This is a genomic window from Paludibacter jiangxiensis (genome assembly GCF_001618385.1).
Classification (GTDB): domain Bacteria; phylum Bacteroidota; class Bacteroidia; order Bacteroidales; family Paludibacteraceae; genus Microbacter; species Microbacter jiangxiensis.
The window spans coordinates 93199-108573 of record NZ_BDCR01000004.1; the positions used below are offsets into that span (position 1 = coordinate 93199).

Annotated in this window: 14 protein-coding genes and 1 tRNA gene; 5 read left to right on the plus strand and 10 right to left on the minus strand. The window is 44.2% G+C overall.

Translation table 11 applies throughout. From position 1 onward, the window contains the following. Positions 1–18: 18 nt before the first annotated feature. Entirely contained in the window at positions 19–369 is a 351-nt protein-coding gene (locus tag PJIAN_RS10605) for a P-II family nitrogen regulator (RefSeq protein ID WP_068704862.1), read from the minus strand. A 571-nt stretch (positions 370–940) separates the two neighbouring features. Here PJIAN_RS10605 and PJIAN_RS10610 point away from each other — a divergent pair. After that, a complete protein-coding gene (locus PJIAN_RS10610) occupies positions 941–1522 on the plus strand; it encodes an acyl carrier protein phosphodiesterase (RefSeq protein WP_068704864.1) in 582 nt (193 codons plus the stop codon). Positions 1523–1630: 108 nt separating this feature from the next. Here PJIAN_RS10610 and PJIAN_RS10615 read toward each other — a convergent pair whose 3' ends face one another. Both PJIAN_RS10615 and PJIAN_RS10620 read right to left on the minus strand, forming a co-directional pair. Continuing rightward, the gene (locus tag PJIAN_RS10615; protein ID WP_068704866.1) at positions 1631–2053 is read right to left on the minus strand and encodes a GNAT family N-acetyltransferase; all 423 of its coding nucleotides are present in this window, start codon (positions 2051–2053) and stop codon (positions 1631–1633) included. A 124-nt stretch (positions 2054–2177) separates the two neighbouring features. Further along, positions 2178–3527, minus strand: a complete 1350-nt coding sequence (locus PJIAN_RS10620) for a cobyrinic acid a,c-diamide synthase CobB (RefSeq protein WP_068704868.1) — start codon at positions 3525–3527, stop codon at positions 2178–2180. A gap of 970 nt (positions 3528–4497) precedes the next feature. Between PJIAN_RS10620 and argS the strand changes: the two genes are divergently transcribed. After that, a complete protein-coding gene (gene argS, locus PJIAN_RS10625) occupies positions 4498–6291 on the plus strand; it encodes an arginine--tRNA ligase (RefSeq protein ID WP_068704871.1) in 1794 nt (597 codons plus the stop codon). Between the two features lie 146 nt (positions 6292–6437). Beyond that, a complete protein-coding gene (locus PJIAN_RS10630) occupies positions 6438–7211 on the plus strand; it encodes an MBL fold metallo-hydrolase (protein ID WP_068704873.1) in 774 nt (257 codons plus the stop codon). Positions 7212–7215: 4 nt separating this feature from the next. Here PJIAN_RS10630 and PJIAN_RS10635 read toward each other — a convergent pair whose 3' ends face one another. Beyond that, the gene (locus tag PJIAN_RS10635) at positions 7216–7581 is read right to left on the minus strand and encodes a YraN family protein (RefSeq protein ID WP_068704875.1); all 366 of its coding nucleotides are present in this window, start codon (positions 7579–7581) and stop codon (positions 7216–7218) included. Positions 7582–7620: 39 nt separating this feature from the next. Further along, the gene (locus PJIAN_RS10640) at positions 7621–8268 is read right to left on the minus strand and encodes an HAD family hydrolase (RefSeq protein WP_172795604.1); all 648 of its coding nucleotides are present in this window, start codon (positions 8266–8268) and stop codon (positions 7621–7623) included. Positions 8269–8364: 96 nt separating this feature from the next. Between PJIAN_RS10640 and PJIAN_RS10645 the strand changes: the two genes are divergently transcribed. Then, positions 8365–8439 (plus strand) — tRNA-Ile (locus PJIAN_RS10645). Positions 8440–8497: 58 nt separating this feature from the next. Beyond that, positions 8498–8785 (plus strand): GIY-YIG nuclease family protein, encoded by a 288-nt coding sequence (locus PJIAN_RS10650; protein WP_068704879.1) that lies wholly within the window; start codon positions 8498–8500, stop codon positions 8783–8785. 116 nt (positions 8786–8901) lie between these two features. Here PJIAN_RS10650 and PJIAN_RS10655 read toward each other — a convergent pair whose 3' ends face one another. The 5 genes from PJIAN_RS10655 to lpdA form a co-directional block, all read right to left on the minus strand. Next, the gene (locus tag PJIAN_RS10655) at positions 8902–9405 is read right to left on the minus strand and encodes a flavodoxin (protein WP_068704881.1); all 504 of its coding nucleotides are present in this window, start codon (positions 9403–9405) and stop codon (positions 8902–8904) included. Positions 9406–9630: 225 nt separating this feature from the next. Continuing rightward, the gene (locus PJIAN_RS10660; protein ID WP_068704883.1) at positions 9631–11664 is read right to left on the minus strand and encodes an alpha-ketoacid dehydrogenase subunit alpha/beta; all 2034 of its coding nucleotides are present in this window, start codon (positions 11662–11664) and stop codon (positions 9631–9633) included. 115 nt (positions 11665–11779) lie between these two features. After that, positions 11780–13030 (minus strand): dihydrolipoamide acetyltransferase family protein, encoded by a 1251-nt coding sequence (locus PJIAN_RS10665; RefSeq protein ID WP_068704885.1) that lies wholly within the window; start codon positions 13028–13030, stop codon positions 11780–11782. Continuing rightward, a complete protein-coding gene (locus tag PJIAN_RS10670; RefSeq protein WP_084252384.1) occupies positions 13011–13694 on the minus strand; it encodes a lipoate--protein ligase family protein in 684 nt (227 codons plus the stop codon). The genes PJIAN_RS10665 and PJIAN_RS10670 overlap by 20 nt, the downstream gene beginning before the upstream one ends. A gap of 15 nt (positions 13695–13709) precedes the next feature. After that, the gene (lpdA, locus tag PJIAN_RS10675; protein WP_068704888.1) at positions 13710–15056 is read right to left on the minus strand and encodes a dihydrolipoyl dehydrogenase; all 1347 of its coding nucleotides are present in this window, start codon (positions 15054–15056) and stop codon (positions 13710–13712) included. Between the last annotated feature and the right edge of the window lie 319 nt (positions 15057–15375).

A 15375-nucleotide genomic window follows, 5' to 3' on the forward strand; every position in this document is an offset into this window, starting at 1 on the left:
AATTTCCCGGGGGGGGCATTATTCTTCTTTATTGTATAATGCTTCGGGACCGTTTTCGCCGGTACGGATACGATAGGTTCCTTCAATGTCGGAAACGAATATTTTACCGTCGCCGGCATCGCCTGTGCGGGCCGAATTGATGATGGCGTTGATTGTTTTTTCGAGGTTCACATCGCGGACGACAACCGACAACATGCGGCGCTGGATGTATTTTGACTGGAAGACCTGGCCTCTAACGACTTGTTCTTCTGTGGATTTTCCCAAACCGGTGATGTCCCAATAGGAAAACCATTCGATTCCGGCATCGTACAAGGCTTGTTTTACGTCTTCAAATTTGGATTTGCGGACAATTGCTTCGATTTTTTTCATACTACTTAGACGTGTAAATTTTTAAGGTACAAGGGGAAATTTATTTTACCCGGAGTGATAATCCTGCTATGTGTTGTGTGATAAGCAAGCCGGGAAAAAGTAAAAGACAATAGTACTTTCTAAGACGCTGCAAAAATAGAAGATATTCCTCAAATTATAAAGCAAAAAGTTATAAAAAAGCCACAAATAATGAAATAATGAAAGAAAAAGAACAATATAGTATCATAATGATATTTATTGTGTTGTTGGGATGTCGTTATTTCAATAAAAGATAACGATAAGCGCCATATTATGGGTGTTTGGCTGACAAAATGATTATTATTGTCTTTTTTAATATTCAAAATAATAGTAAAAGTGCTTTAATAATTATATATGTTGGTTTATTAGGTGCTTTTTGTGGAAAATAGATATTGAAATGAGCCTTGTTCTTTTAATTTGTAACGGTTCTTTAATTCTGCAAAATCGAAGGTATGTCAGTGCGATGATTATATCATGTTACCGAAAATGCTCGTTATCTTTGTGTCGGTTTTTCCGGCAGTCAGTTGTGTCGCCGGTTACTATTTACTATTGAATGAACTATCTTGCGCATATATATCTTTCGGGCGATGATCGTCAGTGTCAGGTTGGCAACTTTATAGGTGATTTTGTAAAAGGGAATCGTTACGAAGATTATCCGGAAAAAATACGCCAGGGAATTTTGCTTCACCGGCAAATCGACAGCTTTACCGACAGCCATCCGCTGGTGCTCGACACAGTGGCTATGCTTCGACCCGAATTTGGGCGCTATTCCGGAATTATTGCCGATGTTTTCTTCGATCACTTGCTCGCTTCCGGCTTTCGTCACTACTCCAACGGGAAATCGCTACGGTGTGTGTCGGTCAATTTTTACTATGCCATGTTGCGTTACTATCCGTACCTGCCTTCGCGTGTAAAAAGATTTATCTGGCATTTTATCTCCACTAACCGTCTGATGCGTTATGCCACATATGAGGGTTTGAACGAGTCGTTTACAATCATGTCCAATTATAAGATTCCGGCGCTTCGTCCTGAAGAGACTATCGCTTTCCTCCGCCAAAATCACACCGAACTGGAAGAACGCTTCGCCGGCTTCTTTCCCGAACTGGAGGCATTTGTAGAAAATGTGGAGATTTGAGGATGTGGAGATTCCAGGATTCCAAGAGTTCAAGATTCCGGAACTACAGTGGAATGCTTGTACGTAATAACATCAGGAAAGTGATGGAGCAAGGATGAATGACTCAGACTATTCTGTAAATCCTTTCGTTTTCATGCTTTCTCCGTTCACAAACAGAGCCATTCCCGTTTTCATTCTCCTGAAATTTTCTTTCTCATAGAATTTTTCCTTGCCGGGAGCAGCGTATAAAATAGCATTGCAATTGGGGATATGCTCTAAAATGGTTTGAAGTATTATTTTACCGATTCCTTTCCCCTGATAATCGGGAAGCACGGCAACATCATAAATCGCCGCTTGGTATTCGCCATCCGATAAAGCTCTTCCAAAACCCACGAGGTTTTCGTCATCAAACACAAATACCACGGTATGGCTACGATTAAATGCCCGTTCATGCACTTCGGGAGTGCGATATGCCATACCTGCACTCTGAAGGATATGAACCACCAAATCCCAGTTGATATTCGTTGTATCAAGTTGTAGTCGTAAATTCATCGGTGTAAATTATTTATATTCTCTCGAACAAAGGATTCGGTAAATAGATGGTGAATTGAACAGATTCAGATCATTCCCTTGTAACTCTTATATAGCGTCAATACTACTGTCTGCGGTGTACTGATTACTGGTTTTTCCACCATCCGGCGAGCTTTCTGAAGAACGACGCGTCCGAATAGAAATGAATATGTGGATAGCCTGCGAGTACGTTCTTGTAGGAGAGTCCGCCCTGCCAGCGACGATGATTTTCGGGTTTTTCGATATCGAAACTGAAATTATAATTGGGCGTTTCGGAAGCAGGAATCAGTTGTGAATGGTGAAACTCGTGTGCCAGTGTCTGCACATCGTCCCAGCCGACTCTGCAATAGCCGAAGTGCTGCAAACGGGTAGTCATCTCAGTGTGACAATCGAACACCCCGCACATGGGGTAAAACTCTCCTTCCGTGGGACTAATCCCTTCGGTAAGGTACATCAGTCCGCCGCACTCTCCATAGATTGGCATCCCGTTTTCGGCGGCATCGCGGATACTTTGCAGCATCGTGTGGTTTTCGCTCAGTTCGCGGGCAAACACTTCGGGATAACCGCCGCCCAGATAGAGCGCATTGATTTCCTTCGGTAATTCAACCTCGGCCAAGGGACTGAAAGAGTGCAATTCGGCACCGTTCTCTTCCAGCAGATCGAGGTTGGCACGGTAGTAAAAACTGAAGGCTTTATCGAAGGCTACTCCCAGCTTTAACCCCTGCAAGGGAATATCGAAACCAGCGGGCTTGCAGGCCGTAAACGTTTGTCTGTCGGTACGGGTTACCTCGAGTAAACGGGTCATGTCTATATGTTGTGCCATCAGGTCGGCAATACGGTCGGTTTTCTCGATCAACGTCTCCACCTCTCCGGCCTGTATCAGTCCCAGATGACGGCTTTCGAGTCCGATGCCGCCGTCGGGAGGCAGGTAGCCCAGGCAGGCCACGCCGCAATGATTTTCGATATAGCGCTGCAAAAAAGAGAACTGTTCGTCGCTGTAAACGTGGTTAAGAATTACACCGGCCACCTGCACCCGTTCGTCGAAACGGGCAAAACCGTTTATAATGGCCGCCACGCTCTGGTAAAGGGCTTTGCAGCTCACCACCAGAATTACCGGTAAGTCAAGCGCCCGTGCCAGTTCGGCCGTGCTTCCGCCTCCATCTTCGCCAATGCCGTCGAACATACCCATTACTCCTTCCACTACCGCAATATCGCTGTTTTGGCTATATTTGGCAAAAAGGTAGCGGGCAGTATCTTCGCCCAGCAGATAAGTGTCCAGATTATGCGACGAGGTAGCTGTAGCCACGCTGTGAAAAGCCGGATCGATATAGTCGGGACCGGTTTTGAAGGGAGCCACCCGCATCCCCTGTCGGCAGAGCAGTCGCATCAGGCCGATGGTAACGGTGGTTTTACCGCTCCCGCTATTGGTTCCCGCTATGATAAATCCGTTGTTCATGCTGCAAAGATAGAGAATTTAGGCAAAACGGGGGAAATATACCCTCGGAGGTTCGGCCTTCCTCCTTTTGGGTTCGGCAGATACCTTTATAGGTAAAGTGTTTGACCAGAAAAGGTATATGTGATATGTTTTTAGGTTCGGCTGATATCCTCTGAGGTCTAAAATATACCCTCGAAGCATATTCTTCAGACCTGAAAGGATATGTTTAATATGCTTTTAGGTCGACGCGATATCTTCGGAGGCCCGAAATATATCATTAGAGGTCGGCGATCGGAACTGAAAGGTTCAAAAGATATTCTCCAAGGTAAAAAATGAACCGAAAAGCATAGGAAAATGCTTTCAATAATTATGATGATCAGGTTTTATACCAAAGGGGCGTAGCCCTGCATTCTTGGTAGAAAATTGTAATGCCGATACCTTGAGGGGCGTAGCTCTGATTTCTTTGTCTTTTTATATTACAAGATGATATAACTCAGACGGCAGGACTACGTCCCTTTATCTCATTTTCAATGATAATTCTACCAAGACAACGAAGCTGACGCTCCTTGAAAAATTTTTCTCATAGAATGAATTTGGCAGGTTCAATCTTAGGAGCAAACCGGATAATTATATAAGGGGCTTAAGCATTCTATTTTGCTCCGGCTCTCACTTAAACGGACTTTTCAAGGAGATGCCAGCTTCGCTAAAAAAAATGGCGTTCGTTAAGCTAAATTGTCCAAACTTGCTCCTTCCTTTCGTCAGGAGCTTCAAATAATGAATAATTTTACGCTTGCCTCTCTTGTTTTTTAGCTTGTGCTGACCGTTGGTTGACTCTCCGGCCAATGCCGTTCCTAATCTGACGTAGCATTTTACAAATTAAGAGTTCATTCTTTGTCAAATCCATAAATGCGTAATCCCAGTCTAAAACCACGATCGATTACTCAATGTTAATTGTTTTTCGTACCTTTGCAACCCGAAAAAATATCCGAAAATGAGCATTGAAGCAAAAATCACACAGGCGGTTATCACAGCCGTAAAAGAATTGTACGGAGCCGACACCGATGCAAAAACGGTTCAGTTACAGAAAACAAAAAAAGAGTTTGAGGGAGACCTCACGGTAGTTGTTTTTCCGTTTGCCAAGGCAGCACGCAAAGGCCCGGAGCAGGCAGCTAACGAAATAGGCGAATACCTCAAAGCTAACGAGCCGCTTATTACCTCTTTCAATGTAATCAAAGGCTTTCTCAATCTCAGTATTGCTCAGAATTACTGGTTGCAGACGCTGGCGGCTATCAATGCCAACGATACTTTCGGTAGGGCAAACGCCACAGAAGAATCTCCTTTGGTGATGATCGAATATTCATCGCCAAACACCAATAAACCCCTTCACCTCGGCCATATCCGTAATAACCTGCTCGGTTTCAGTCTCGGCGAAATTGTAAAGGCCAACGGACAAAAACTGGTCAAGACCAACATTGTGAACGACCGCGGTATTCATATCTGCAAGTCGATGCTGGCATGGCAGAAGTTCGGCAACGGCGAAACACCTGCATCATCGGGTAAAAAAGGAGATCACTTGGTAGGCGATTACTACGTAAAATTCGACCAGGAATACAAAGCCCAGATCAAAGAACTGATGGGGCAGGGACAGAGCGAAGAAGATGCCAAGCGCAATGCTCCTATGATTGTGGAAGCGCAGGAAATGCTCCGTAAATGGGAAGCCGGCGACGAAGAGGTGCGCAATCTCTGGAAAACGATGAATGGTTGGGTTTACTCGGGTTTTGATGAAACCTACAAGAAAATGGGCGTTGATTTCGACAAGATATACTATGAATCGCAGACTTACCTCGAAGGAAAATCGAAGGTGGAAGAAGGACTTGCAAAAGGCGTATTCTATCGCCGCGAGGATGGTTCGGTTTGGGCTGATCTTACCAATGACGGTCTGGACGAAAAACTGCTGCTTCGTGCCGACGGAACTTCCGTTTACATGACACAGGATATCGGTACCGCCAAGCTTCGTTTTGACGATTTTCCTATCGATAAAATGGTCTATGTAGTGGGTAACGAACAAAATTACCACTTTCAGGTGCTCTCTATTTTGCTCGACAAACTGGGCTTCAAATGGGGCAAAGACCTCGTACACTTCTCTTACGGAATGGTAGAATTGCCCGAAGGGAAGATGAAGAGCCGCGAAGGTACTGTGGTGGATGCCGACGACCTGATAGAAGAGATGGTGGGTACCGCCCGCGAAACTTCGCAGGAGCTGGGCAAACTGGACGGTTGTACCGAAGAGGAAGCCGAAAACATCGCCCGCATGGTGGGACTTGGTGCTTTGAAATACTTTATCCTGAAGGTGGATCCGCGCAAAAACATGACCTTCAATCCGAAAGAGTCGATAGACTTCAATGGCAATACCGGACCGTTTATTCAATATACTCATGCCCGCATCAAATCGGTACTGCGCAAGGCAGCCGACATGCAACTTGCAGCTGTAGTAGATGCTGATGCAGCGTTGAATCTTTCGGAAAAAGAGATTAGTCTGGTGCAGATGCTGGCCGACTTCCCCAATGTTGTGAAAGAAGCCGGAGATGAATATTCTCCTGCTGTGGTTGCCAACTACGTTTATGATCTGGCAAAGGAATACAACCAGTTCTATCACGATCATTCTATTCTGAAAGAGGAGAACGAACAGCTCCGCGCTTTCCGTCTTACTCTCTCCCGCAACATTGCCAAGGTCATCAAGACCGGCATGAGTCTGTTGGGAATCGAAGTGCCGGAAAGAATGTAAAGCAATGGACAATTAAACTGCCCCGATATACAAACCGCGTCATGTTGAAAAACAGGCGCGGTTTTAGTGTTTTTTGTGGTTCAATCTGCCGATATTTTTATGAACTTTGTAGAGCTGTCGGTACACGATAGTGCAACTTTCATTACATGAAGAAAGGATTTAGTATGAACAAATTGGTAAAAAAACTGGCATATATCACAGGCGCATTTTTGCTCCTTGTTATCGTACTTGGGTTGATATATTTCTTTAAGTTCAGGTCTGAAACACAAAAAATGAGCCCTTGTCCTACTCAGGAACTGGCAAGCGGACTGTATTCCATCAACGACTCTTTTGTCAATATGTATCTGGTGAAAGATGGCGATAATTATATTGCCATTGATGCCGGAAATGATGCAGTGGCTATTGAAAAAGGTCTGAAACAATTACAGATAGATCCTTCCAGAGTTACGACAGTTTTGCTGACTCACTCAGATGCAGATCATACAGCTGCGTTGAAACTCTTCAGGAATGCCGAACTGCGTTTTTCGAAAGAAGAAGAACAGATGATTAATGGTAAGACTGCCAGAGCGGCAGGAATGCACAACAGCATTGACCGAAAACAGTACAAGCTGATAAATGATGGCGAAACATTTGTGGTTGGTACTACCAGTGTCAGAGGCATTCTCACACCCGGACATACACCCGGTTCGATGTGTTACCTTGTCAATAACCGGTGGTTGTTTACCGGCGATGCGTTAGGTCTCAAACATGGGAAAATAGTTCCGTTCAACGACTTCTTCAATATGAACACCGCTCAGGCCGTCAAGTCCATCTCCAATGTAACGTTACTTCGCAGGGTGGAACTGCTTCTGACGGGACACTACGGATGCAGCGATAAGTTTGATAAAATTGCTGCCGAATGGGATAAAGAGAAGCGGTAGCCTCTTAATTTACAGGAGCTATAAAAGCATCTTCAATATGTTCGATGCGATAACCGTTGGGAGAGGGTAGTGCGGCTATCACATCAAAGCGAGTCGGCGTGTCGATGGCATACTGTTGAATATAAGCATCGGTAGCCATTACGATCCGACGAATCTTGGCAGCGGTAATTGCATCAGCCGGATGCTCGAATGTCTCCGTTGAGCGAGATTTGACTTCAACAACCACCAACCAGCCATCCTTTTCGGCCACAATGTCCAGTTCCAGTTTTTCGGCAAACCAGTTGCGATGGCGAATAGTATAGCCATGTTTTATCAAATAATTGGCCGAGGCTTCTTCGCCTTCCTTGCCCAGTTCGTTGTGTTGTGCCATGGTGTTGTTAGTAAATAGAAATTAGTCGACAGTCTCGATTTATACGGTCTTAACCGTATTCAGTACGGTTTCGAAAAGCGGTCTCAAATCTTCGCGGGGTTGCACCAGATATGTTTGGAATCCCATTTCAGATGCAACCTCAATGTTCTTCTCTCCATCGTCCAAAAACAGGCATTCTTCCGGCTTGAATCCCGAATCTTTGAGTATGTATTCAAAAATTTCAGGGTCGGGTTTGGCCATGTGAATTTCGTTGGAAAAATAGCACTTGTCGAAATAATCATATCTGGAATGCCCGTCAATATCGAAATTCCTGTTCATACTGTAATTGACATGAACCACATTGGTGTTACTCAGCATAAAGACCTTAAAATGTTTCCGTAAAGCAAGTAATAAATGCTTTTTTTCTTCCGGCACATTCAATAGAAACGAGGCCCAGGCATCACGAATTTGCTCATCGGTAACCGGATATTTGGAAGCCGCCCGGATCTCATCATAGAATTCTTGTTCGGTAGCCAACCCTTTTTCGAAACGCAGAAAGATGCCCGATTGCCGGTAGTTGCTCACCATTTCGGAAAAATCGCAGCCGGTGATTTTATATAAATTGTCGAGACAAAGTTGTTTATCCAGATTAATCAGCACTCCGCCGAAATCAAAAAAGAGTGCTTTGATGCTTGAAAAGTCGATCATTCCCTTAAAATTTTTACTATTACCTATTGCGGAAATCCACGAAAAAGAATATCTTTGCATCCGCTTTGCAAAGGTAACAAAACTTTCGCAAAACATGGGCCTATAGCTCAGTTGGTTAGTAGCACCTGACTCATAATCAGGGGGTCACAGGTTCAAGCCCTGTTGGGCCCACCCCTTAAAACGAAGGACTTACGAGATAAATCGCAAGTCCTTTTTTATTTCATACCCTATGTGTGGATGCTATGTTATTTTCAGTAAAAAACTTAACCGATTCTATGTCGGAGCCACTCAGGATGACCTTTCTACAAGAATAGAACATCATAACCAAGCGATGTACGACAAGAATAGGTTTACGGCATTGGCAAATGATTGGGAACTCTTTCTGTTTATCCCCGCCAATGGCTATCCGCATGCCATTCGGATGGAAAGAAAAATCAAAGCCATGAAGTCTTCCGTATACATCCGTAATCTATGCAAGTATCCGGAACTTCTTCAAAAGTTGGTTAGTAGCACCTGACTCCCCCGATAGCTATCGGGATAGGGGGTCACAGGTTCAAGCCCTGTTGGGCCCACCCCTTAAAACGAAGGACTTACGAGATAAATCGCAAGTCCTTTTTTTGTGCAATATTTGCTCTAAACGAACTCTTTTTTCAATTGTTCTACCCAATTTCGTATTCGATCATCGGTCTTGTCCGACTGGTTATCCACATCAAGTGCCAATCCTAAGAAGTTGTTATCTCTGATTGCCTGTGATTGCTGGAAGTGATAACCCTCAGACGAGGTCTGCCCTGCCAACTCGGCTCCCTGGACTTCAACCACTTTTGCCAATAAACCGATGGCATCAACAAAATTGTCGGGATAATTTTGCTGATCGCCCAGTCCAAAAATTGCCACTTTTTTCTTGTGGAGATTCAATGTCTTCAATTCCGGAACGATTTCATCCCAATGAGCGGGCAATTCACCGTCAAACCAGGTAGAAACGCCCATAATAAGGTTATCATACGCCTCAAAATCGACTCCTCGTGCGGTTTCGACGGGAATCCGGTCAATTTGCGAATCGCCAAATGCCTCCTGTATTTTTGCAATAATAGCAGCAGTCGCTATACCTGCTCCATAAAACAAGCCTATCTTTTTCATACTATATTAATTTTTATGAGTATCTGATATGTCACTTAATTGAGTTTTATATCGTCTGAATTGAAAATCGACGTAGTCAAAGGCATTACTTTTAGTATAGTCCGACCTTTCAGGTCGTGTGGGTAGAAGCTCTGCCAACACGCAGGTCACAGACCTGCGGTTATGAAAATGGGGCTTTTCAAGCCATTAGGCAAAATATCAGATACTTATATTATTTTTTACGGTTTAATATTCCAGCAATTCTTTTGCCGCCTTATAAATACGTTCTTCGTTTGGTAGAATGGCCTGCTCAAAAACCGGATGAAAGCCAACCGGCGTAAAGGTAGAGCCGACCCGTTGGATGGGCGCGTCAAGATAACGGAACATCTCGGTTCCGATCGTGGCAGCAAGTTCAGCCCCGAAACCGGAAAATACCTTGTCTTCATGCACGACAATCACCTTGCCTGTTTTTTTTACCGATTCAAACAACGTCTCTTTGTCGAGAGGGATAAGCGAACGGATATCAATCACTTCAATATTTCCTATGTTTTCTTTAGAAAGACGTTCTGCTACTTTCAGGCAAAGATGGGTTGTATTTCCGTATGTAATCAGGGTCGCATCATCGCCTGTCCTGCGAATCCGTGCTTTACCAAAGGGAACTTCAAAATCATCGGGAACGACAGTAGCGGCGTCCACCGCATTATACAATGCCTTGGGTTCCAGAAATAGGGTAAATCCTTTTGATCGTATTGCCGTGCGCAACAAACCCGCGGCATCGTCGGCAAAAGAAGGGTAGACAATTCGTGCTCCGGGCAAAGTCGACAACGCTCCTTCAACATTTTGTGAATGATACAATCCTCCGCCTATATATCCTCCGGAAGCAAGGCGCAACGTAATATTTGGCGTAAATTGTCCGTTGCTTCGCCAATATTCATGGGTACATTCAACATACTGCTCTACTGCCGGCCAGAAATAATCTGCAAATTCGGCTCCCTCTATTACGATATGAATTTTGGGGTCGAAGCGGCACATACCATTCGCTGATCCCACAATAAAGTCTTCTGCAATAGGCGCATTGAATACGCGTTTGCTACCAAACTCCTGCTGTAAACCTTTTGTCACGTTAAAGACGCCTCCCTTATCCTTGTTGGCCACATCCTGACCCCAAAGGAAGGTGTCGGGATTATAGCGGAATTCGCTCTTTAATGTTTCGTTGATGGCCGTCACCAGATTCGTCTTTTCTCCGGTTTCGTTGTGTGTTCCGTCAGTATATTTTGCCGGAAGATAGGGTTCGGGCAATACGAAATCCAGTACTGTAGCCGGATCGGGATCGGGAGCCATAATGGCATTGCGATTAGCAATGCTGAGTTCTTTCTTTACTTCGGCTTCTATTGCCAACAGCTCTTCTTCCGTGAAACGATTATAACGCAACAACATGCGGCGAAATTTAAGAAGCGGATCGGCAGCTTTTACATACGACAACTCATATTCATCCCGGTATAGTGACTGGTTGTCCGAATTGGAATGAGAGCCGATACGTACACAATTGGCATGCACAATCACAGGGCAACCCGTCTCGATGGCATGTGCGCGGGCTTCGGTCATGGCATTCATCGAATCGAACACGTCCTTGCCATTGCAATAAATGATTTTCAGATTTTTGAATCCGGAAAAATTCTCGGCTACTTTTCGGTTCGCAGTTTGATCTTTTTTGGGTACCGATATACCGTAGCCATTATCCTGTATAACAAAAATGACCGGCAGTTTCTCGGTGCTCGCGCCATTAATTGCTTCATAGACATACCCTTCCGAGACGGTTGCTTCGCCAATAGACGTGATTGCCACTCCCGTATGGTTATAATAAGCCATAGCGCGGGCGACACCTACTGCATGCATGGCTTGCGTGCCTACGGCAGAAGAAATATTCTCGATATGCCATTCTATTTTCGAAAAATGGTTGGACATATGCCTGCCGCCACTCGTGAGATCCGTCGCTTTGGAAATACCGTTCAAAATAATCTCTTCCGCAGTCATTCCGGCTGATAACGCGGTCAGCATATCGCGATAATACGGGAATAAAAAATCCTGACCACGGACAAATGTCTGTCCGATGGCCAACTGAATTCCATCATGCCCTGCGTAAGGAGCATGAAATGACCACCCGAGCGATTGACGCTGATACATCGGAGCTTTTTCGTCAATAGCCCGTCCCAGTGTCAGCAGGTGATACCATTTTTGAAGTGTGTCTTTATCTGTGTTATATATATCCAATGTTTTCATACGATAATAATTTTTTCGTTTAAGGAATCATGAAACTTCGTGTTGCTGAATTATTTTCCGATAGCTATCGGAATCTATTCGGGGTTGTAAAACAACATAATAGTTTCGTGATCCGTCACTTTGAGTCCCAGTTTTCAAGATATTCGGCAATATGGAGTAAGAATTTGCCACCCAAAGCACCGTTCACAATCCGGTGATCATATGAGAGCGATAAAATCATTTTGTGCCGTATGGCTATCACATCGCCATCGGCAGTTTCGAGTACCGCCGGTTTTTTCACAATATAACCGATGCCAAGAATAGCTACCTGCGGCTGGTTAATAATCGGCGTTCCTGCAATATTTTTGAATGTTCCGAAATTGGTAATGGTAAAGGTTCCTCCCTGAATATCATCGATTTTCAGTTTGTTTGCACGGGCATTCGCAGCAAGCGAGTCCATTGTATGAGCCAGGCCGCTGATACTCAGTTTGTCGGCATCGTGCACAACGGGAACCACCAGATTACCATCATCGAGTGCCACTGCAATGCCGATATTGATATGTTTTTTCAGAATCATACGATACCCTTCAACCGATGCGTTGACTTGCGGATAAGCGATCAACGCTTTCGTAGCAGCCTCTACTATTGCAGGCATATAGGTCAGGCTAATGCCTTCGTGTTTCAGGAATGAGTCCTTGTTGCGCTTACGCCATTCCACCAGCTTGGTCACATCCACCTCCACGAAGGTCGTAACATGTGGCGAGGTCTTTTTGGACAGTACCATATGGTCGGCAATGATGCGCCGTACTGCGTCCATTTCCACTATCTGGTCTTCGTTGCTACTTACAACCTGTGGTTGTACCCTGTCTTCCACAACAGGTTCAGGTTTTTTCGCTACTGTAACAGCGGGAGCAGTCACTCCATCTTTCTTTTGTGTGATATAACGCTGAATATCTTTTTTACTCAAACGTCCTAAATACCCGCTACCCTGAATCTTATCCAGCTCGTCCATAGGTATATTTGCCTCGTTTGCCAACCGAAGGACAACGGGCGAATACCATTTTTCTTCTTTTGTCTCGACGGGAGCGGTTTCAATAGCAGCCGACGAAGTATCGGATGATGTGTCTTGTTCCCCGGTACTTTCTCCTTCTATCTGCATTACCATAACAACAGTACCTACAGAAACCGTATCGCCTTCGCTAAAAAGGATTTTCAATACAGTTCCTTCCACAGGTGAGGGTATTTCGGCATTTACTTTAGCGGTAGTAACCTCAAATAGGATGTCGTCTTCCTTAACGGCATCACCTACTTTGACAGACCATGCCACGATCGTTCCCTCTGTAATGCTTTCGCCCAGTTTGGGCATTTTAATATCGAATGTTGTCATTGTTGTTCATTTTTAATCGTTCAATTTCTGTAATATCTTGATTGTTCAACAAATAGTTTTCCCCCGAAAAATGCTTCATGATCAGTTGTTTGAATTGCTCTGTCTTCATCGACACCGATAGATGCTCACTAATATTGGTTACCGGGCTTTTTACCGATCTTAGATAGATTCTCGGATCGGTTTCGGGACTGTCCAATACTTTTTCCAGTACGAACAAGTCTGTCGAAAACAATAACGAGGCATGAAACAGTGTCCTGTCTTTATAAATATACTGGGCACTCCCCGAAATCTTCAATCCATTTATAGTCAAACCCAAACGTTTGTCGGGCTGTGCATGTACACCAATTGTTGCCAGAAAGTCGATAATCAGTTGGGGATATTTATTGAAATCGGGTTTCTTATTGCTTTCAATAAATGTGAGATTCACATTCCCCAAATCATTATATACGGCTCCTCCTCCCGAAATTCTTCGTCCTATTTTTATCCGATGCTGATCTGCAAAATCCAGATTCACTTCTGTTTGCACATTTTGATGTTTTCCAATGATGACAGACGGTTCGTTTTGCCACATCATAAAAACATCGGCTGAACTGTGCCGCAGCAAATACTTTTCCGCGGCTATATTAAAATAAGGGTCTGTATAAGGGTTGTTTATACATATCATAAAGGGGCTATTTGACTATAGAAACAGACTTTCGTGTATAATTTCGCCAACCGTAGGGTGGGGGAAAACAATTTGTTTAAACTCGTCTACGGTAAATTTTCGTTCTAAGGCAATGCCCGCCACAACGATTAGTTCTGATACAGGATTGCCCATGAGATGGCAACCAATGATTTGTTCCTGTTCGTTGATTATCAATTTGCAAAGTCCGTTGCCTGCTTCGTTTTCGGCAACAAACCGGCCGGAATAGGCCATCGGTAGTTTCAATACGCTGTATCTTACATTTCCGGCTATCAGTTCTTCCTCCGTTTTGCCTATTCCAGCTATTTCGGGATTGGTATAAACCACTGCGGGGATGGCATCGTATGACATTCGGTCTTTAATCCCTAAAATGTGGTTAATTGCGACATCGGATTCCCGCATGGCCGTGTGAGCCAACATGGAAAATCCGGTAATGTCTCCGCAGGCATATACATTGGGATTCGATGTCTGCATATATTCATTCACGTTCACGCCATTGGATCGCAATTCGATATTCAATTTTTCCAGACCGGGCATGTTCAGTACGGCTTTCCGTCCAACGCAAACCAATATTTTGTCTGCCTCGAGCGTGTTTGCCTTTCCCTGTTGTTCTATAGTGATGCCGGTTTTACTTACTTCTGTAACTTTAGTGTTGAGATAAAACGAGATTCCTTTCTTTGTGTATTCTGTCCGGAGCATGGCTGAAGTTTCTTTGTCCATTGCGCCCAATATCTCCGGCATCATCTCAATAACATGTACTTTTACTCCCATGCTATTAAAAAAGGAGGCAAATTCCATCCCGATTACGCCGCCGCCTATAATGGCAAGCGACTGAGGAGTTGTCGTATTGTCCAGGGCTTCTTTCGACGTCCAGTAATCGATCGTTGAAAGTCCTTTAATAGGTGGTATCATCACATCAGAGCCGTTACAAAGTAAAAGATAGCGTACATTGTATCGTTCGTTGTTGCACACGATGCAGATCATCTCTTTTGCGCTTTCGACAGAGGCTTCACCTTCGATGATTGAAACGCCGGCGGCAATCAGTTTCATTCTGACTCCGGCCGTTAGTTTCTTCACTACTTTGTTTTTACGGCCAATGATTTTATCCAGCGCAAACGAAGGAGTTCCTTCCAGATTGATTCCATATTTGGATGATCCTTTTGCATTATCTGATAATTTGGCAGAATAGAGTAAGGTTTTGGAAGGAATACATCCTTCGTTAAGACATACTCCACCAATGGCGTTTTTCTCGAATAGGACTGTTTTCAGACCGTTTGTGGCCGCTCTTTCGGCTGCATTGTAACCGGCAGGTCCCCCGCCGATGATTGCTATATCATATTCCATAATTACATTGTTTTTCTTGAGTAGAATCACAAATATAAATAGGATTACAGCGATTGATAAAAACAGGGTTCTACTTTTACGTACTATTACGACTTAAGGCAGCCTTTCAAAAAAGTATTTATTTTACTGTTGAAAACAAAGTAAACGGAGAGAAATAGAGGGAGTTGTACACATAATCAGAGGGGCATGGGTTTGAGATTTGTTGAGGTAGATGTTCAAAAACAAAGGACTTACGATGTGAGTCGTAAGTCCTTTGTTTTTTTATTAATATACAGCCACAGGAAACGGATTTCCCCAAAAGTTGAGCGTCATTTTGATG

What these genes read in the sequence shown, in the direction of transcription:
- argS (WP_068704871.1), top strand. Translation starts at nt 4,498, where the DNA reads ATGAGCATTGAAGCAAAAATCACACAGGCGGTTATCACAGCCGTAAAA.
- PJIAN_RS10620 (WP_068704868.1), bottom strand. Translation starts at nt 3,527, where the DNA reads ATGAACAACGGATTTATCATAGCGGGAACCAATAGCGGGAGCGGTAAA.
- PJIAN_RS10670 (WP_084252384.1), bottom strand. Translation starts at nt 13,694, where the DNA reads ATGATATGTATAAACAACCCTTATACAGACCCTTATTTTAATATAGCC.
- PJIAN_RS10665 (WP_068704885.1), bottom strand. Translation starts at nt 13,030, where the DNA reads ATGACAACATTCGATATTAAAATGCCCAAACTGGGCGAAAGCATTACA.
- PJIAN_RS10640 (WP_172795604.1), bottom strand. Translation starts at nt 8,268, where the DNA reads ATGATCGACTTTTCAAGCATCAAAGCACTCTTTTTTGATTTCGGCGGA.
- PJIAN_RS10610 (WP_068704864.1), top strand. Translation starts at nt 941, where the DNA reads ATGAACTATCTTGCGCATATATATCTTTCGGGCGATGATCGTCAGTGT.
- PJIAN_RS10605 (WP_068704862.1), bottom strand. Translation starts at nt 369, where the DNA reads ATGAAAAAAATCGAAGCAATTGTCCGCAAATCCAAATTTGAAGACGTA.
- PJIAN_RS10635 (WP_068704875.1), bottom strand. Translation starts at nt 7,581, where the DNA reads ATGGCACAACACAACGAACTGGGCAAGGAAGGCGAAGAAGCCTCGGCC.
- PJIAN_RS10660 (WP_068704883.1), bottom strand. Translation starts at nt 11,664, where the DNA reads ATGAAAACATTGGATATATATAACACAGATAAAGACACACTTCAAAAA.
- PJIAN_RS10630 (WP_068704873.1), top strand. Translation starts at nt 6,438, where the DNA reads ATGAAGAAAGGATTTAGTATGAACAAATTGGTAAAAAAACTGGCATAT.
- lpdA (WP_068704888.1), bottom strand. Translation starts at nt 15,056, where the DNA reads ATGGAATATGATATAGCAATCATCGGCGGGGGACCTGCCGGTTACAAT.
- PJIAN_RS10650 (WP_068704879.1), top strand. Translation starts at nt 8,498, where the DNA reads ATGTGTGGATGCTATGTTATTTTCAGTAAAAAACTTAACCGATTCTAT.
- PJIAN_RS10655 (WP_068704881.1), bottom strand. Translation starts at nt 9,405, where the DNA reads ATGAAAAAGATAGGCTTGTTTTATGGAGCAGGTATAGCGACTGCTGCT.
- PJIAN_RS10615 (WP_068704866.1), bottom strand. Translation starts at nt 2,053, where the DNA reads ATGAATTTACGACTACAACTTGATACAACGAATATCAACTGGGATTTG.